This window comes from Pseudomonas sp. CK-NBRI-02 (genome assembly GCF_008124495.1).
In the GTDB taxonomy this organism is placed as follows: Bacteria; Pseudomonadota; Gammaproteobacteria; order Pseudomonadales; family Pseudomonadaceae; genus Aquipseudomonas; species Aquipseudomonas guariconensis.
In genome coordinates this window covers 101,616-118,640 of the sequence record NZ_VSJH01000033.1, presented here as the reverse complement: position 1 = coordinate 118,640, position 17,025 = coordinate 101,616, and the positions used below count along the sequence as shown (strand labels likewise).

Sequence of the window (17,025 nt, the reverse complement as noted above, 5' to 3'; positions counted from 1 at the left end):
CTGAGGTCGCGATGGGTGGTGTCTGGACTATCGCGCATCAAAAGCAACGGCAACGGCAACGGCAACGGCAACGGCAACGGCAACGGCAACGGCAAACAAGTTAATTGTTTGGCTGTTTGTTCCGGCGTATTTGCAGGTAGGAGCGCCGAACCGCCGCTCCTACAGGCACAGCGCCGTTCTCAAGAGCTGTGAGCCTGTGTGTGCGGCGGTTCGGCGCCCCGATTTACCCGCGAATAGGCCCAAAAGCTCACCACAAAAACCACTGAATGAAACAACGCCAGCCCAGGCGCCGCCCGTAACTTGCGCCCCATCAGCAGGCCGAGTGGAGGTGTCTGAAGGCGCAGGCGCGTAGCGCCCTTCGGCGGTAGCCCAAGTCGCGAGATGGAGGCTGGCGTAGCCCCGCAAGACACCGCAGCGAGGGGACCCGGTGCGAAGCGCCGGGCCGGATGCAGGGCGCGCGGCTTTTGGTTACTTTTTGGCCAAGACCCAAAGTGACCCGCCGTAAAGGCAGAAAGGTGACTACCTGTCGATAAAACAGTCGGATAAGCCCACCAACAAGAAACCAACAGAAACCAACGATTCACTGCAAAAGAATCTGAATCTGCTCCCGCAAACTATCCAGATCGAACGGCTTGGCCAGTATCGGCGCCCGCCGCGCAATCGGGCTCTGGCACTCGCGGATCTCCGCCGGATACCCACTGATGAAAATCACCTTCAAGTCCGGCCTCAACTTGACCGCAGGCTCAGCGATCTCCACCCCCGAAATCCCACCCGGCAAACGAAAATCCGTCACCATCAAATCCAGATGCGGCTTGCTCGCCAAGATGGCAAAGGCCTGTTCACCGTCTTCGGCCACCAGCACGTGATACCCCTCCCCAGCCAGATAATCACGCAGGATCATGCGAATCGCCGGTTCATCCTCGACGACCAATACGACATCTTGTGCATCTTCACTCATGACTTCGCCTTGGGATTCAATGACTTGGCCATCAGACCGTCACCTCAGACAGAGGTTGCCTGCGTCTGATCGCTTTGTCGACGTTGTGCCGCCAGCGGCAGGTAGAGGCTGAACGTCGCGCCTTTACCTTCCTCGCTGTCGACATGAATGCGTCCGCCATGGGCCTGCGCGATCTGTTCGGAGATATACAGCCCCAGCCCCAGGCCCGCGCTGGATTGCTGCGCCGCGACGCGTTCGAACTGCTGGAAAATACGCTGCTGATTGGCCGCGCTGATGCCGATCCCTTGATCCTGCACCTGCACGCAGGCCATGGCGTCGTGCTCGAACACTCGCACTCGCACCGGTCGCCGTTCGCCGTAACGCAAGGCATTGGACAACAGATTGGCCACCACTTGCTCAATCCTGAACTCGTCCCACTCTCCCGGTACCGCCTCGCAACGCTCCAGTTCGAGATGGGTTTCCAGGGCCGCGGCCTGTGCCGCGAAATTCTCCACGAGCCCTCGCACCAGTTGCGCCAGGTCGAACGCCTTGGGTCGGATCGACAGCTTGCCGGTACGGATGCGGGCCACATCGAGCATGTCTTCGATCAAGCGGATCAGGCTGTTGATCTGCCGTTCGTCACGCTCGACCATCGCCCGCAAGCGATCTTCACTGAACGCCGCAATATTGCCCTTGGCCAGATGCATCTTGCGCAGTTGGGTTTCCAGAATCAGGCCATTGAGCGGCGTGCGCACCTCATGGGAGACGATCGACATGAAGTCGTCGCGCATGCGCACCGCGCGCTCCAGCTCGCCACGCGCCACTTCGAGCTCGGCCAGCAGTTGCGCCTGCTCCTGGCGGCTGCGCTCCAGGGCCTCCAGCTGACGCCCCAGCGCCTTGCGCTGGCGGAACAGGTCGACGAAGACCGAGACCTTGCTCTTGACCGCCAGGGTGTCCAGGGGCTTGTGCATGAAGTCCACCGCGCCGCTTTCATAGCCTTTGAACGCGTAGTTCATCTCGCGACCGGCCGCACTGACGAAGACGATCGGGATGTTCTTGGTCTTTTCGGTGCCACGCATCAGTTCGGCCAGCTCGAACCCGTTCATGCCGGGCATCTGCACATCGAGAATGGCCAGCGCGAATTCATGCTCGAGCAACAACGACAGCGCCTGCTCGGCGGACTGGGCCCGGTGCACTTCGCGGTCCTCACCCTGGATCAGGGCTTCGAGGGCCAACAGGTTTTCCGTCAGATCGTCAACGATCAACAGTTTGGCGGTGATATCGCTCAGCATGCGCGCGGTTCCAGGGTAGCGAGTAAATGCCCGATACCACTCAGGGAAAGAATATGGTCGGGCTGCTGCAAGGCCAGCGCGGCCTCCGGCATCTGCGCGACCTGTGCGTCGCGAGGGTCCTGGATCACAGTCCGGCCCCCGCTGTTCTTGATCTGAAGCAAACCCTCGGCACCGTCTTCGTTGGCACCGGTGAGCAGCACGCCGAGCAGGCCGGCGCCATAGGCATCCGCCGCCGACTGAAACAGAAAATCGATTGCCGGGCGGGAGAAATGCACCGGGTCTTCCTGGCTCAACGACAGGGTCAGGTCGCGTTCAATCGACAAATGGTAACCGGGTCCGGCCACATAGATCACCCCGTCGACGATGCGCTCTTTGTCCCGGGCCTCATGTACCGGTCGATGCAAGCGTCGCTGCAACACCGTGGCCAGCTGGCTGTGGCGATCATCCGGCAGGTGCAATACGCACAGCACCGGAATGGCAAAACCTTCGGGCAGCCCGCCTAATACTTGCAACAGCGCCGAAACGCCGCCCGCCGAGGCACCGATGACCACCGCCGCCACGCCACTCATGACTTGCGATAGATCCGTTCAGGCCGCACGAGCGCTTCGAAGCGCTCGCTGTAGGCGGAAAAATCCAAGGACTCCTTGCTGCCGAGTACCAGGAACCCACGATGGCACAAGGACTCATGGAACAGGCCCAAGGCGCGATCCTGCAGCGCCTTGTTGAAATAGATCAGGACATTGCGGCACGACACCAATTGGGTTTCGGAAAACACACTGTCGGTGGCCAGGCTATGGTCGGCGAAAGTCACGTTCTCGCGCAGGCTGCTATCGATGATCGCGTTGCCGTAGGCGGCCGTGTAGTACTCGGACAAGTCCCGGCGTCCTCCAGCCTTGCGGTAGTTCTCGGCGTAGGTCTGCATGGCCTTCAGGGGGTAGATACCCTGCTTGGCTTTTTCCAGTGAATGGGGGTTGATGTCGGTGGCATAGAGGATGGTGCGCTCCAGCAAACCCTCCTCGCGCAGCAGGATCGCCATCGAGTAGACCTCCTCACCCGTGCTGCAACCGGCGATCCAGACCTTGAGCGACGGCCAGGTGCGCAGCAGCGGTACCACCTCCCTGCGCACGGCCAGAAAGTGCTCAGGATCGCGGAACATCTCACTGACCGGAATCGTCAGGAACTGCAGCAACTGCATGAATGCTGCCGGATCGTGCAAGACCCGCTCCTGCAAGGCCGATACCGTGCGGCAATCGAACTGGCGCACGGCGTGCAGGATCCGGCGCTTGATCGAAGCGCCGGAATAATCGCGAAAATCGTAGCTGTACTTGAGGTAGATCGCCTCGATCAACAGCCGGATCTCGATATCGGTGTTGCGTTCGTTACTCAAATTCGCTCCAGTTGCGGCAGCCATACACGGATCAGTGAGAACAATCGGTCCAGTTCGATCGGTTTGGCCAGGTAATCATTGGCGCCAGCCTGCAGGCAGCGTTGCTGGTCGTCCTTCATGGCCTTGGCGGTCACGGCGATGATCGGCAACTTGCGCCAGCGCGCTTGCTGGCGGATCAACCGAGTGGCCTCGTAGCCGTCCATCCCGGGCATCATCACGTCCATGAGCACCAGGTCGATGTCCGGGTGCTGCTCCAGACGCTCGATGGCCTCATGCCCATTGCGACCGATCTCGACGATGGCGCCCTTATGCTCAAGGGCGCTGGTCAAGGCGAAGATATTGCGCACATCATCGTCCACCAAAAGGATCTTGCGCCCTTCGAACACTTTGTCACGACTGCGTGCGGTCTTGAGCATGCGCTGGCGCTCATGGGAGAGCTGCGATTCGACCTTGTGCAGGAACAGCGTGACCTCATCGAGCAGCCGTTCAGGCGAGCGTGCGCCTTTGATGATGATCGAGCGCGAGTACTTGAGCAGGTCCGCCTCCTCCTCACGGGTGAGGTTGCGCCCGGTGTAGACGATCACGGGCGGGAAGGACCGGATCGTCTCGGACGTCATGCGCTTGAGCAACTCGTTGCCAAGCATGTCCGGCAGCTTGAGGTCGATGATCATGCAGTCGTAGATGTTTTCGCGAAGCAGCGCCAGGGCATCCTGTGCCAGAGCCACTGCAGTGATCTCGACATCCTCATCGCCGATCAGGCGGGCGATGCTCTCGCGCTGCAGATCATCGTCCTCCACCAGCAGGATGTGCTTGAGCTTCTGGGTGAGTTTGGCTTCCAGGCGACCGAACACCGCCTTGAGTTCCTCACGGCTGGCCGGTTTGACTGCATAACCCACCGCGCCCATGTGCATGGCCGCCTCGATGCGATCCTCCACCGAGATGACATGCACCGGGATGTGGCGGGTGCTGGCCTGTTCCTTGAGCCGTTGCAGCACCGTCAGCCCCGAATGATCGGGCAGGCGCATGTCCAGCAAAATGGCATCCGGCGTGTACTGGGCGGCCAACGCGTAACCCTCGTCGGCCCCTTGGGCCACCAGGCAGCTGTACCCCAGTTCATGGGCAAGGTCATAGAGGATACGGGCGAAACTTGGCTCGTCCTCCACCACCAGGATGCAGCGGTTGGCGAATGGCGCCTGCTCGCGGTCATCGGCAAAAGCCGGTGCCTTGGCAGGTGGCGGCGCGGCAGGCAGCGTTGCCGGTGGCGTCGGCGCCGGCGCGCTCACCCGCGGCGCAGAGGGTTCTACCTCATCGGCTTCGAGCTGCTCGGGCAGGACAAGACTGAACGCGCTGCCCTGCCCTGGCACGCTCTCGACCTTGATCTGCCCGCCCAGCAACCGCGCCAGGTCACGAGAGATCGACAGCCCCAGACCGGTGCCGCCGTAACGGCGGTTACTGGTGCCATCGACCTGATGGAAGGCGTCGAAGATCGCCTGGTGCTGGTCGGTCGCGATGCCGATGCCGGTGTCACGGACTGTGAAGACGACACTACGGTCCTGCTGCTGGTCGATGGTCAGGCTGACCTTTCCGTGCTCGGTGAACTTGATGGCGTTGGACAGCAGGTTCTTCAGGATCTGCTCCAGGCGCTGACGGTCGGTGAGCAGCGTTGCCGGTACCCCCGGCTCGAGTCGTACGTCGAACGCCAAGCCTTTGTCCTGGGCAAGCGGCTGGAACAAGCTGCGCAAGCCATCGGCCAGGCTATCGACCTGGGTGGCCTGTGGCCGCACTTCGAGCTTGCCCGCCTCGACCTTGGCAATGTCGAGAATATCGTTGATCAGATTGAGCAAGTCGTTGCCCGCTGAATAGATGGATTCGGCGAACTTGACCTGTTCGCTGCTCAAATTGCCCTGCGCGTTCTCGGCCAGCAATTTGGCCAGGATCAAAGAGCTGTTGAGCGGCGTGCGCAGTTCGTGGGACATGTTGGCGAGAAACTCGGACTTGTAGCGATTGGTGCGCTGTAAATCCTCGGCTCGGGCCTGCAGCTCCAACTGCGCCTGATTGAGCTCGCCATTCTTGCGGCCCAGGGCATCGGTGCGCTCGGCCAACTGCTCGTTGGTCTGCTCAAGCTCCGCCTGTTGAATCTCCAGATGCGCCTGGGACTCCTTGAGTACGCGGGACTGCTCCTCAAGCTCCTCGTTGGCGGTCTTGAGCTCTTCCTGCTGCACTTGCAGCTCTTCGTTGAGCTGTTGCGTCTCGGCCAGTACCTGCTGCAGGCGATGTCGGTAGCGTGCGCTTTCTATGCTGATGCCCAGGCTGCCCGCCACTTGCTGCAGCAGCTCCACATCGCGCTCCTGCAAAGGCCGCAGGAACCCCAGCTCCAACACGCCATTGACCTGACCATCGTCGTGGGTCGGCAGCAGCAAGGCACTGCGTGGCAGACCGCTGCCCAGGCTCGAGCTCAGCCGCAGGTAGTCCTCAGGCAGGTTGTCCAGGCGCAACGGCGCCCGTTGACGGACCGCCTCGTCCAACAGGCCCCCCTGACCAGCGGTCAATGGCCCTTGGGCCTGTTCGGTGTCCAGGCCGTAGCTGGCCACACGCACCAGTTGCCCTTGTTCATCGCGTACATGGAAGGCCCCCACCACGCTGCCCAGGTAACTGGCGAAAAAGCGCAGGATATTGTCGCCGAGCATCGCCAGGGTCAGTTGGCCCAGGACCTCTTCGGCGAGCTGGGTCTGGCCGCTGCGCAGCCATGCCTGGTGCTCCAGGCGCTCGGTGGCGCGGCGCTGGGCCTGCAAGTTGTCCACGTAGCTGTTCGACAGCAGCAGCAGGTCGCGACGGCCAAGATACGCCAGCAAGGCACTGAGCGTGACGATGAACAACACAAAGGCCGTGATCGCCCAGACCGTGACACTGTTGACCTTCTCGTTGCGCGCCATGCGCAGTTGCTGCTCGGTGACAATGAAATCGTCGAACTCCTTGCGGATTTCATCGGTCAAGCGCTTTCCGCGGCCATTGCCTATGGAAGTCTGGTAATCGCCCTGGTTGCGCCGCGAGGCGATCATTTGGCTGCTGAAATCGTTCCAGGCCTGTTGCAGGGCCACCAGGCGGTCAATGCGCTCTGTCTGTTGCGGGTTGTCCTGCACCATCGCTCGCAAGGCCTTCAGGCTCGTGAAAATGCGAGGCTTGGCCACTTCGTAGGGGTCGAGGAAGCGCTCGTCCCCGGTGATCAGGAACCCGCGCATACCCGTTTCCATGTCGATCGACAGTTTGACGGTTTCGTTGGCATTGCCGATCACCCGATCGGTGTGCTCGACCCATTGCATGGCCGAGAGCAGGTAGTTGATCACCGCGACGAAAGCCACGGCGCCCAGCAGGCCTACCCCCAGGGGGAGCCCTACGTTGCGGCTCAACAGTTTGCGAAAGCTCTGTTGATCCATCGAGGCTGCTTGAATCATCTGAAAACGCCCGGGTAAAAAAGTCCATTGAAAGGATCGCGGCCACTACGCAAGGCGGACGCTATAGCGAGTCTAACCAGCTTTGCCCGCTCTGACAGGGCAGTTAGCCAGTATTTGAAGGTTGCTGGCGCCAATCGTTCCATCGATCGACAGGGGCCGTTATGCTGGGGAACTTCTGCAACGTACGCACCCACACAAGTAAGGACAACCCATCTGAACAGGACGCCCCCATGCAACTTCTGGTAGTCGAAGACGACGACATCGTTCGGATGTTGATGGTCGAAGTGCTCGACGAACTGGGCTACACCGCCATCGAAGCCGAGAACGCCACCGCGGCCTTGAAGATCCTCGAGGACGCCAACCAGCCATTGGCACTACTGATGACCGATGTAGGCCTGCCGGACATGCGCGGCGAGGAACTGGCAGCCAAGGCCCGAGCACTGCGTCCAGCGCTGCCCGTGCTGTTTGCCAGTGGTTTTGCCGAGAGCTTCGATGTACCGCAGGGCATGCACCTGATTGGCAAGCCCTTTGGTATCGATCAGTTGCGCGACAAGGTGATGGGGATACTGGGAACGCCTTGAGCGCAGGCGCCGCCCTAGGGTCGGCGCTCGCCGAAATAGTAGCGATCCAGACTGCCTCTGCCAAAATAGCGCTCGTATTCCTGGATGGCGTACAGGTCCATCATGCCTGCGATGTAGTCGATGATCAGCCTGTGCCTGTCCGCCTTGAGTGAGCGAAGCTCCGGCGGCAGCAACCTGTTTTTCTCGTTATAACGCTCATCGCTGTACACCTCGAACAGCCCCTTGATCACCTGCTCGCCTCGTTTTTCGTAGAGCTGTACGTCTTTCTTGCGCAGGATGGCCTTGAACAAGAGTTTCTTGAGGCCCTCCGCCAACTTGGCATAACGCGTGTAACCGAGTTTGCCATCCACCAGGCCGATGTCCGAACACAGCGTGTTGACGATCTTGGAGGTCAGCTCCTTCTTCAACACCATGGCGTACTCTTCCGACGACCCCAGTCGATGCGAGCACATCGCATCGTTCTGCACCGCCTGCGCCAGTTGCTCCATCATTGGATACGCCTCGGCGAAGGTGTCGCTGATCTTGAACTCGTGCAGGATCTCTCCCAGGCTGATCAGACCAAAACTCAAGGCGTCCTCCAGATCATGGGCGGCATAGGCGATTTCATCGGCAAGGTCCATGATCTGGGCGTCGATGCTTTTGCTGCCTTCGAAACCCTGCTTCGCCAGTTCGGCACAGAGGAACTGGTAGTCCTCGTCGTAGAGGAACTTCGCCGGATTGTCCTCCCGGCGATGAAAGTACTTGGTCACCGCCATCAGCGTACGGACATTGAGGTTGAGCCCGTCGTACAAATGATGCTTGCGCTCCAGGGTACGCAGAATACGAAAGGCCTGGGCATTGCCTTCATATCCGCCACAGTCGCCACACAGTTCGTTGAGCACTTTTTCTCCATGGTGCCCGAATGGCGGGTTGCCGATGTCATGGGCCAGCGCTGCAGTCTCGGCGACGACAGTGTCATTGAGCGCCAGGTCAATGGCTATCGAACGCGCGATCTGTGCGACCTCCAGGCTGTGGGTGAGGCGATTGCGGTTGAAGCGCCCGGCGTCGATACCCAGCAGTTGCATCTTGCCTTGCAAGCGCCGGAAGGAAGAGGAGTACAGGACCCTGGCATAGTCGCGCATGAGTTCCTGACGTCCATTGGATCGTCCATCGTCATGGACGAAGACTCGGTACTCCAATTTCGCAGCTTCGATTTCTTGTTCCTTGGCGTAGGCCTTTACATCGCTGTCGTACATGTCATCCCTTTCCTCGGTTGTACGTAAGTCTCGTCGTGGTCGCTATGGCCGAAACGGCAAGCAGGCCGCATCCGATGTCGCGACATCCGCCTCGAACGCCTGCTCACTGTAATCGCGTGGGTAATAGGAAAAGCGCTTCAGATCAAAGTAATCCTGCTTTGCCATGTAGCGCCTGGACAGCGCCAGGCTCGCGCGCTCCACCTGCTCAGCGTCCAGTTCAGGGCTCAGGTTCAGCTGCGTGATGCCACAGTCCTCGGCGCTTGCTGGGTCGACAGGTGTCGCGCCCCGTGCCCTTAGTGCCGTCAGAAACTCAGAACAATGGCTGGGCGGGCCATAGACCACCACTGGCCCGACCGACACGCCCTTGATGCAGTGGGCATGGGCATCGAGCCACTGTCGGGTCTGCTCAAGGGTGTGCGCCGTTTCACCGGCGTAAAGCATCACGTTTACCTTGACCCAAATGCCGTGACGGGCACAGGCCTGCAGTAATTTTGACGCCGCCCCTAGGTAGCGCGCAGGGTCCCGGGCCTTGTTCATCGCCAGGATCTGCTCGGGCGCCGCCGACTCAAGGCCAAGGTCGATGACTTTCATGCCCGCCGCAGCCAGGCTTGGGACTATCTCGGGTTTGATGCCATCGACCCGGCTCTCGCAGCGCCAGAGAATCCTGGCATCACAGCGCTGGACCTGTTCGGCCAGCGCCTGGGCCCATCGCGGGTTGGGCAGGAAGAAGGACGACTGGAAGTACGGATGGATGCCGTGGTCGCCATAGTCGCCTGCAAGCTGGCGCAGCTCGTCGGCGATCCGTTCAGGGGCTTTGAGCTTTTGCAGCGGGACGTCTCGCTCTTGGCAAAAAGTGCAGCCCTTGCCACATCCGCGCGAGGTCTCGATGCTGGGCTGATAACGATGATGCCCCTCGACCAGCAGATGGTTGAGCCCGCCGGCCCGCCCATCCCATGCACCCTGAAACCCCAGCAACGAAGGCAACAGGTCTTCACCCAAGCCTTGAACGATCCGATCGACCAGCGGCAGCTTGCCGTGCAGCCATTGCCGGTCAGGCCCTGTCACCCATCGCCCACCGAGTACGATACGCACCCGTGGCTCCATGCCCTTGACCGCCGAACAGAACACGCGCGCCCACTCCAGAGCATGGAAGCTGGTCATCGACAGCGTCAGCGGCGCATCGACCCGGAGCAACCCCTGCCGGTGAAGACGCTCGGCGAGCGCAACGGGAGCCTCGTGTTCGCCATGCACCAACAGGGTCTCGAGGCCGTTTCGCTGACACAGGGTCGCCAGACCTAACGCGCCGTAGTTCAGGTACAGCTGCCGACGGGCCAGGGCGTGATCCCGCTTCTTGGGGCGCAGCAGGCCGGCGGACACGAACAGCACCGGTACACGTCCCGCGCCGATCAGCATTCGCCGAGTTCTCGGGCACACCAGTCACACTCGCCGTCCTCGGACTCGCCCTGCACGAAGAGTATCTGGCCGGCTTCACCGGCTTTGCGGTCGTCTTCGATGCAGCCGTCACAAAGGGTGATCGTGGGGTATTGCTCTGCGGCGCGATCAGACATCAGATCGCCATACACTACGCATTTCTTCATGGTCGCATCCCAGGTGATGAGGGCCTTTCGTTAGCCGTTGGCATCCTTTGCCTCGGTCTGGACACCTTCAGCCAGGCCACTCCGACCTGTCAAAAACGCAGTGTTTAGACAACGCCTGGAAAGCCAAGCGCCTTCTTACAACGCACGACTGAACGACCGACACAGACCTTCTTGTCGATGGATCGAAAGCCTGTCGGTGTTCTGAAGTACACTTGCCGTCCAACCTGACCAAGGCTTACCTCATGGCTCGCTTCCCTCGCCTGCTGCTCCCCTTGCTGCTGCTCGCCACTCTCGCCGCCTGCGACCAGAAACCCACCCGCGAAGAAAAGATCCTGGCCAACCTGCCGCTGCAGGAAGCCTATGAGCACAACATCGAGAAGATCGCCACACTGCTCGCACCCAAGCATCCGCAGTTGTCCGAGCAACAGATCCAGGCCGTGCTGCGCAAGCACCTCACCGCCGAGGACCAGCGTCAGGACCTGTTCAAGCTCTACAGTGAACAGCACTTCAGCGATGCCGAATTCGACCTCATCGTCGCCGCCACACACGATCCGCAGAAAGCCAAGGCGCTGGAGAACAGCGACGAAGGCAAGCGCCTTAGCGAGAAGCTGACCGCCTTTATGCGCGAAAGCGCCAGCGACGAGCAGGTGCAGGCCCTGGCCGAGCAACGCATGCAGCAGGTCGAGGACGAACTGAGCGACCTGGAAACCTCCAAGGAGTGAAAACGGCTGCGACTGAGCCCTGTAACAGGTAAGGTTGTTTCTCTTCCCCGCCCAAGAGGTCAGGATTGCCACACACCAAGAAAGGCCTGCGCCTGGATCTGCGCACGCTGATTCTCGTACTTGCGGCACTCACCGCCACCGTGATGCTGCTGACCAGCTACTTCGCCAGCTACCGCGTGCAGCGCCAGCTGCTGATCGACCATGCGCTGGAAGCCAATCGGGTGTACGCCGCGAAACTGGCCTCGATCACCGAGATGTTCCTCGGTAACGCCCTGCAACAACTGGCCTTCAGTGCTTCGGTCCAGGGCCGCCAGCTCGACGATGCTTTGGCGATGCAGAACGAAACCCAACGGCTGCTGCGCCAGAGCAGCGCCTTCAACTCGACGTTCGTGGTCGATGCCCAAGGCGTCCTGCAGGCCATTTCACCGGCGCCGCTGCGAAAGATGATCGGTGCCCGCCTGCAGACCCCTGGCGCCACCCAGGCACTGCGCGAACGGCACGCGTTGGTGTCGACGCCGTTTCTTTCCACCGCCAGCAACCTGGTAGTGGTGCTATCGCAACCTATCTTCGACGCCAAGGGTGGCTACCTTGGTTATGTAGGCGGCACGCTGTACCTGCGCGAGCACAACATTCTCAAAAGCCTGCTAGGCGAGCATTTCTACAAGGATGGCTCCTACCTCTATGTTGTCGATCGCAACCGACGCCTGCTCTATCACCCGGATGCCGAGCGCGTGGGCACAGTGGTCCAAGGCAATGCGTTGATCGATGAACTGGAGGCCCTGGGCAATGGCACGCAGCAGGTGCGCAACAGCACCGGCGTGGATATGCTGGCGGGCTTCGCCACCGTGCCCAGCACGGGCTGGGGCATCGTTGCCCAGCAGCCGTTGGCGCAAACCGTCGCCCCACTCAAGCGCCTGATACTCGATGTGGTCGGCATTTCCGCGCCGCTGGCCCTGCTGGGCTGCCTGGTGCTCTGGTGGCTGACCGTGGCCATCACTCGACCATTGCAACAACTGGCCGCCAGTGCACGCGCCCTGGACCGTCCCGGAACGGCCGAGGGCTTGCAACGGGTCAAGGCCTGGTACTTCGAAGCCGCCGAGCTCAAGCGAGCGCTGCTGTTTGGCTTGAACCTGTTGCAGGAGCGCATCGGCCGGCTCAACCGGGCAGCCCAGACCGATCCGCTCACCGGCCTGGGCAACCGTCGCCACCTGGACTTCAGCCTGTCGCTGCTGGAGGCTGAAGCCTGTGACTTTTGCGTCGTGGCACTGGACATCGACCACTTCAAGCAGGTCAACGATGGCCATGGGCATGAGGTGGGCGACCAGGTGCTGCGTCGACTGACCGAACTGATGCGCCGCTGTTGCCGGGAAGGCGATGTGCTGTGCCGCACCGGCGGCGAAGAGTTCTTGATGCTACTGCCCGACGCCAGCCTGCAAGCCGCCCTCGCCGTGGCCGAGCGCTTGCGCAAGGGCGTGCAGGATACCCCCATCGAGCCGGTGGGTGCGGTGACGCTCTCGCTGGGCGTGGCGCGTTGGGAAGCAGACAGCAACGAGGCGCCCACCGAAGCCCTCAACCGCGCCGACCGGGCGCTCTACGCGGCCAAGCAGGCCGGGCGCAATCGCGTGATGACCAGTGACTGAGGGCACCGTCCGTCGCGGTTTCGGCACCCACCTTGGCATCGAGGGTTCCAATGCACGCAGACCTGATCCAGGAGACGTGCCATGAGACACCCACACCTGCTTTCATTGAGCCTTGCCCTGTGTCTGGGCGCCAGCGCGCCTTTGGCGCTGGCGGCCGGCACTGCCAATACCGTACGCACTCCCAGCGAGCAGACACCCGGCACCGGTACCATCGATCGCGACGGCGGTGCCATGGGCTCTGGCACTCCAGGTGACGCCACGGGCAGCGGCAACGGTGGCACCGATGCCAACGACACCGACAACACCGGCGGCGACGGCACCTCCCAAGGCAGCAAGGGCGACCAAGGCCCGGGCACCGGCAACAGCGGCGATGTCGATGACGCCGGCACCTCGGGCGGTTCGGACATCCACGATGATCGTGAAGCACCCTGAGGCCTGCACCTGCTCTAGTACAGGGCCTCTGCCCGACATGTAACAAGCCTTGTCTTAATACTGTCATCTTACGGTCATAGGATTGACCTCGATCTGCAACCTATCAGGGATGAAGTACCATGCGTCGTGTCGTGTTCAACCACAAAGGCGGTGTAGGCAAGTCCAGCATCGCCTGTAACCTCGCTGCCGCCAGCGCCGCCGAAGGTTATCGAACCTTGCTGGTCGATCTGGACCCGCAGGCCAACGCCACCTACTACTTGACCGGCCTTGCCCACGATGCAATCCCTGCCGGCATCACCGATTTCTTCCGCCAGACCTTGACCACCACGGCGGCCGGCAATAAGCACCGCGTGACGATCACCGAAACACGCTACGACAACCTGCACCTGGTCACCGCCAGCCAGGACCTCACCGACCTGCAGCACAAGCTCGAAAGCAAATTCAAAATCAACAAGCTACGCAAATTGCTCGTGCAGCTGTCGGATGATTACGAGCGCATCTACATCGATACGCCCCCAGCCCTGAACTTCTATACCTTCAGTGCCCTGGTGGCGGCCGAGCGGCTACTCATCCCGTTCGATTGCGACAGTTTTTCGCGCCAGGCGCTACGCAGTGTTCTGGTGGAAGTGGAGGAACTGCGCCAGGACCACAACGCCAACTTGGTGGTCGAAGGGGTGGTGGTCAATCAGTTCGCCGGGCGTACGGCCCTGCACCAAACCCTGGTCGATCAGTTGCGCGCCGAGGGGCTGCCGGTGCTGCCGGTGTACTTGAGCAGTTCGATCAAGATGCGCCAATCCCATGAAGCGGCGATGCCGCTTGTACACCTGGCGCCCCGACACCGCTTGTCCCAGGAGTTCGTCGATCTGCTGGATGTGCTGGAGCGGGCAGCCTGAACCGGCGCAGCATCTGGGCGCCATGCTGCGACAATCCACCACATCACGACCGTTCATCCGAATGGTAGATTCGCCGCCATGAAAACCTTGCGCCGGACACGTGTGTTGACCGCCTGGACGCTCTATGCCAGCGTCCTGTTCAGCCTATTGCTGTGCGGCCTGCACCATGGCCAGATGAGTGGCCTTCGCCTGTCCGGACTGGAAGGCGGGTTCTGTTCGCTGTCGAGTGACCACGGCCCGGCCGTCGACCTAGGCGACAGCGGCAGCGACTCGCACATGGCGCAGCTCGATTGCCCAGTGTGCTCTTCCTTCGCCCTGGCAGTACCGCTGACCAGCAGCGCCTGGACTTTCACCCAGGCCCAAGGCAATTCGCCCTCGCCGATCGTGGTGCGCAGCTGGGCGCAACCGCCACCGCGCTACCTGCGCCCTGCCCTCAACCCTCGCGCCTCCCCCTCCGATTTCCTCGCAGCAGCAACTTCAGCCTGACCTCGACCGGGTGCTTTCGCGTGCACGGTCGTGGCCAGCCATGACCTTTGCGTGGAATCCCTGACAACATGATCCGCAATACTTCCCTGGTGCTCCTGATGGGCACCTGCAGCTACGCCTGGGCGGGTGCCAACCCCGTCGAACTGACCGCCACCACGATCGATGGCGAACGCGAGGCACCCAGTGGCGTGCAACTGGACGAGCCGATCCAGACCGGCTCCCGATTGGGCCTGACTGCGCGGCAGACGCCAGCCTCGGTGAGCGTTTCGGACCGCCGCGTGATCGAGGAACGTGATGCCAAGGACACCCAGGACGTACTCAACACCATGACCGGCGTGAACGCGTCGGCCAATCCGGGCTACGGTGGGTTCGTGTCCTACCGGGGCTTTACCCAGAACCAGGTCACCCAGCTCTACAACGGCATCAACCTGGGCTACAGCAGCGCCACCCGCCCGGTGGACGCCTGGGTCGTCGACCGGGTCGAACTGATCGGCGGGCCGTCGTCGTTCCTGCATGGCACAGGCGCCGTGGGAGGCTCGATCAACACCATCACCAAGCTGGCCAGCCGTGATGAACAGACCTTCGACGGCCGGGTGCGCTATGGCAGCTACGACGATTCGGAAGTCGCCTTCGGCATCAACCAGGCCCTGGCCAGCAACCCGGCCGACGCCCGGCATTTCGCCCGACTGGACTTCAGCCGTGGCCATGGAAACGGATACGTGGACCGCAACGAACGCTGGACCGACAGCCTGGCCTTCTCCGTGCTCAGCGACCTTGCCCCCGACCTCACCCACACCCTGGCCCTGGAATACCAGCAAGACAAGGAAGACAGCCCCTACTGGGGCTCGCCCATCCTGCCCGGGCGCAGCACGATGAAGATCGACCGCAGCCGGCGCTTCGAGAACTACAACGTCGCCGATGGCCGCTATGAGCAGCGGGTTCGTTGGCTGCGTTCGATCCTCGATTACCAGATCAGCGACACGACGAGCGTGCAGAACACCCTGTACCACTACAACGCTCAGCGCGACTACCGCAACCTCGAAAGCTACGCCTACAACGACGCAGGTAACGTGGTGCGCTCGAGCCCCTACCTGCAACGCCACGAACAGCGTCTGCTGGGCGACCGCATCGAACTGCGCCACGATGATCAAGTGCTGGGCCTCGCCAGTCAGTGGTCCTTGGGCCTGGACTATTCGCGCATGCGCCAGACCCTCTACCCCACTTCGGGTAGTTGGCGTGATGTCGTCGATCCAGCGCATTTCGACCCGGGCAGCTTCGATGACATCCCCGGCGTGAACGCAGGCCTGACCAAGCAGCGTCACAACGAGGTGACCAACCGAGCCCTGTTCGCCGAGAACCGTCTGCAACTCACCGACCGCCTGGCCCTGCTCACCGGTCTGCGCTACGACTACCTGGACATGCAAGTGACCAACTATGGTCCTGTCTCGCCGACCAGCCCGGCCTTCTTCGAGCGCCGCTGGGAGCCGTTGAGCGGGCGCATCGGCCTGACTTACGAGCTGACACCTGTGGCGAGCGTTTACATGCAGTACAGCACCGCCGCCGACCTGCCCGCCGGCTCGCTGGCCGCAGCGACCTACTCCAACGTCGGCCTGTTCGACCTCTCCAAGGGCGAGCAGTGGGAGGCTGGCAGCAAGTTCGACTTCCTCGACGGAAGGGGTGCAGCGACGGTGGCGGTGTACCAGATCGTGCGCAAGGACTTTGCCGTGCGCGATTCCAACGACCCCAACGTGATGGTCCAGGCTGGCCAGCAGACTTCCCGCGGCATCGAGCTGTCGGGGCGGCTGCAGGTCACGCCCAAGCTGCTGGCCGAGGGCAACTACGCTTATGTCGATGCCCGATACGACGATTTCAACGAAGCGGCCGGCGGCCAGTCGGTCTCGCGCAAAGGCAACACCCCAGTCAACGTGCCAGCCAACGTCGCCAACCTGTGGCTGACCTATAGCTTCACCTCGGCTTGGTCGGCGGGCGTGGACGTGCGCTACGTCGACTCGGTGTACGCCAACAACGCCAACACCCTGCAAGCGCCGGCCTACACATTGCTGGGCAGCTTTGCCCGCTATCGGCTGGACGCGCACACCACCCTCACCGCTCGGGTGCGCAACCTCACCGATGAGCTGTATGCCAAACAGGCGTATGGCGGGCAGTACTACATGGGCGCGCCGCGTACCGTCGAGGTGGCGATAGACTTGCGCTTCTGAGTGGCGGACCGAAAGCTGGCGGAAAAATCTCAATACACATTGTATTTTTCCGCCATTGCTCAACCCCTTTAAGATCCCGCACGCCTCTCTCACTACGCCGGAGCATGAACGCTCCGGCTATCGACCAAGGATGTTCCCGTGCGACCCGCTT

General features: G+C 61.7%; 15 protein-coding genes and 1 pseudogene. 8 read left to right on the top strand and 8 right to left on the bottom strand.

Translation table 11 applies throughout. The features are described from left to right. Positions 1-192, top strand: a pseudogene (locus DQ397_RS24635) (hypothetical protein); the annotation flags it as partial. Positions 193-580: 388 nt separating this feature from the next. Here DQ397_RS24635 and DQ397_RS19635 read toward each other — a convergent pair. From DQ397_RS19635 to DQ397_RS19615, 5 genes are read right to left on the bottom strand one after another with little or no spacing between them, the layout of a single operon-like run. Further along, positions 581-958 (bottom strand): response regulator, encoded by a 378-nt coding sequence (locus DQ397_RS19635; RefSeq protein ID WP_043215057.1) that lies wholly within the window; start codon positions 956-958, stop codon positions 581-583. A 44-nt stretch (positions 959-1,002) separates the two neighbouring features. Continuing rightward, the gene (locus DQ397_RS19630; RefSeq protein ID WP_043215059.1) at positions 1,003-2,229 is read right to left on the bottom strand and encodes a hybrid sensor histidine kinase/response regulator; all 1,227 of its coding nucleotides are present in this window, start codon (positions 2,227-2,229) and stop codon (positions 1,003-1,005) included. Next, the gene (locus DQ397_RS19625; protein WP_043215061.1) at positions 2,223-2,798 is read right to left on the bottom strand and encodes a chemotaxis protein CheB; all 576 of its coding nucleotides are present in this window, start codon (positions 2,796-2,798) and stop codon (positions 2,223-2,225) included. Before DQ397_RS19625 ends, DQ397_RS19630 begins: the two co-directional genes overlap by 7 nt. Then, positions 2,795-3,616 carry a protein-glutamate O-methyltransferase CheR gene (locus DQ397_RS19620; protein ID WP_043215065.1) on the bottom strand — a complete coding sequence of 274 codons (822 nt, stop codon included), beginning with the start codon at positions 3,614-3,616 and terminating at the stop codon, positions 2,795-2,797. The genes DQ397_RS19625 and DQ397_RS19620 overlap by 4 nt, the downstream gene beginning before the upstream one ends. Then, positions 3,613-7,068: a response regulator gene (locus DQ397_RS19615; protein ID WP_043215068.1), complete on the bottom strand. Its 3,456-nt coding sequence runs from the start codon at positions 7,066-7,068 to the stop codon at positions 3,613-3,615. The genes DQ397_RS19620 and DQ397_RS19615 overlap by 4 nt, the downstream gene beginning before the upstream one ends. Before the next feature lie 230 nt (positions 7,069-7,298). Here DQ397_RS19615 and DQ397_RS19610 point away from each other — a divergent pair, with 230 nt between their 5' ends. Beyond that, on the top strand, positions 7,299-7,649 hold the full coding sequence (locus DQ397_RS19610; protein WP_043215070.1) for a response regulator: 351 nt from the start codon (positions 7,299-7,301) through the stop codon (positions 7,647-7,649). Between the two features lie 14 nt (positions 7,650-7,663). Here DQ397_RS19610 and dgt read toward each other — a convergent pair whose 3' ends face one another. The 3 genes from dgt to DQ397_RS19595 are packed head-to-tail and all read right to left on the bottom strand — an operon-like array spanning position 7,664 to position 10,482. After that, entirely contained in the window at positions 7,664-8,884 is a 1,221-nt protein-coding gene (gene dgt, locus DQ397_RS19605) for a dGTP triphosphohydrolase (RefSeq protein WP_043215073.1), read from the bottom strand. A 42-nt stretch (positions 8,885-8,926) separates the two neighbouring features. Next, on the bottom strand, positions 8,927-10,297 hold the full coding sequence (locus tag DQ397_RS19600; protein ID WP_043215075.1) for a radical SAM protein: 1,371 nt from the start codon (positions 10,295-10,297) through the stop codon (positions 8,927-8,929). Continuing rightward, entirely contained in the window at positions 10,291-10,482 is a 192-nt protein-coding gene (locus DQ397_RS19595) for a hypothetical protein (protein WP_043215077.1), read from the bottom strand. Before DQ397_RS19595 ends, DQ397_RS19600 begins: the two co-directional genes overlap by 7 nt. A gap of 242 nt (positions 10,483-10,724) precedes the next feature. On the opposite strand from DQ397_RS19595, the gene DQ397_RS19590 reads away from it, so the two are divergent. The 6 genes from DQ397_RS19590 to DQ397_RS19565 all read left to right on the top strand — a co-directional run bounded on the left by DQ397_RS19590 (position 10,725) and on the right by DQ397_RS19565 (position 16,874). Next, positions 10,725-11,204, top strand: a complete 480-nt coding sequence (locus DQ397_RS19590) for a hypothetical protein (protein WP_043215096.1) — start codon at positions 10,725-10,727, stop codon at positions 11,202-11,204. A gap of 65 nt (positions 11,205-11,269) precedes the next feature. Beyond that, positions 11,270-12,844, top strand: a complete 1,575-nt coding sequence (locus DQ397_RS19585; RefSeq protein WP_043215078.1) for a sensor domain-containing diguanylate cyclase — start codon at positions 11,270-11,272, stop codon at positions 12,842-12,844. Positions 12,845-12,925: 81 nt separating this feature from the next. Then, the gene (locus DQ397_RS19580) at positions 12,926-13,276 is read left to right on the top strand and encodes a hypothetical protein (RefSeq protein ID WP_043215081.1); all 351 of its coding nucleotides are present in this window, start codon (positions 12,926-12,928) and stop codon (positions 13,274-13,276) included. A gap of 119 nt (positions 13,277-13,395) precedes the next feature. After that, complete coding sequence (locus DQ397_RS19575) at positions 13,396-14,169, top strand: ParA family protein (RefSeq protein WP_043215089.1); 774 nt, start codon at positions 13,396-13,398, stop codon at positions 14,167-14,169. A gap of 78 nt (positions 14,170-14,247) precedes the next feature. After that, entirely contained in the window at positions 14,248-14,655 is a 408-nt protein-coding gene (locus DQ397_RS19570; RefSeq protein WP_043215091.1) for a DUF2946 domain-containing protein, read from the top strand. Positions 14,656-14,723: 68 nt separating this feature from the next. Further along, positions 14,724-16,874, top strand: a complete 2,151-nt coding sequence (locus tag DQ397_RS19565; RefSeq protein ID WP_043215093.1) for a TonB-dependent siderophore receptor — start codon at positions 14,724-14,726, stop codon at positions 16,872-16,874. Positions 16,875-17,025 lie beyond the last annotated feature (151 nt).

Coding starts and splice junctions, on each gene's coding strand:
- DQ397_RS19635 (WP_043215057.1), bottom strand. CDS start 958: ATGAGTGAAGATGCACAAGATGTCGTATTGGTCGTCGAGGATGAACCG.
- DQ397_RS19630 (WP_043215059.1), bottom strand. CDS start 2,229: ATGCTGAGCGATATCACCGCCAAACTGTTGATCGTTGACGATCTGACG.
- DQ397_RS19625 (WP_043215061.1), bottom strand. CDS start 2,798: ATGAGTGGCGTGGCGGCGGTGGTCATCGGTGCCTCGGCGGGCGGCGTT.
- DQ397_RS19615 (WP_043215068.1), bottom strand. CDS start 7,068: ATGATTCAAGCAGCCTCGATGGATCAACAGAGCTTTCGCAAACTGTTG.
- DQ397_RS19610 (WP_043215070.1), top strand. CDS start 7,299: ATGCAACTTCTGGTAGTCGAAGACGACGACATCGTTCGGATGTTGATG.
- dgt (WP_043215073.1), bottom strand. CDS start 8,884: ATGTACGACAGCGATGTAAAGGCCTACGCCAAGGAACAAGAAATCGAA.
- DQ397_RS19600 (WP_043215075.1), bottom strand. CDS start 10,297: ATGCTGATCGGCGCGGGACGTGTACCGGTGCTGTTCGTGTCCGCCGGC.
- DQ397_RS19595 (WP_043215077.1), bottom strand. CDS start 10,482: ATGAAGAAATGCGTAGTGTATGGCGATCTGATGTCTGATCGCGCCGCA.
- DQ397_RS19590 (WP_043215096.1), top strand. CDS start 10,725: ATGGCTCGCTTCCCTCGCCTGCTGCTCCCCTTGCTGCTGCTCGCCACT.
- DQ397_RS19580 (WP_043215081.1), top strand. CDS start 12,926: ATGAGACACCCACACCTGCTTTCATTGAGCCTTGCCCTGTGTCTGGGC.
- DQ397_RS19575 (WP_043215089.1), top strand. CDS start 13,396: ATGCGTCGTGTCGTGTTCAACCACAAAGGCGGTGTAGGCAAGTCCAGC.
- DQ397_RS19570 (WP_043215091.1), top strand. CDS start 14,248: ATGAAAACCTTGCGCCGGACACGTGTGTTGACCGCCTGGACGCTCTAT.
- DQ397_RS19565 (WP_043215093.1), top strand. CDS start 14,724: ATGATCCGCAATACTTCCCTGGTGCTCCTGATGGGCACCTGCAGCTAC.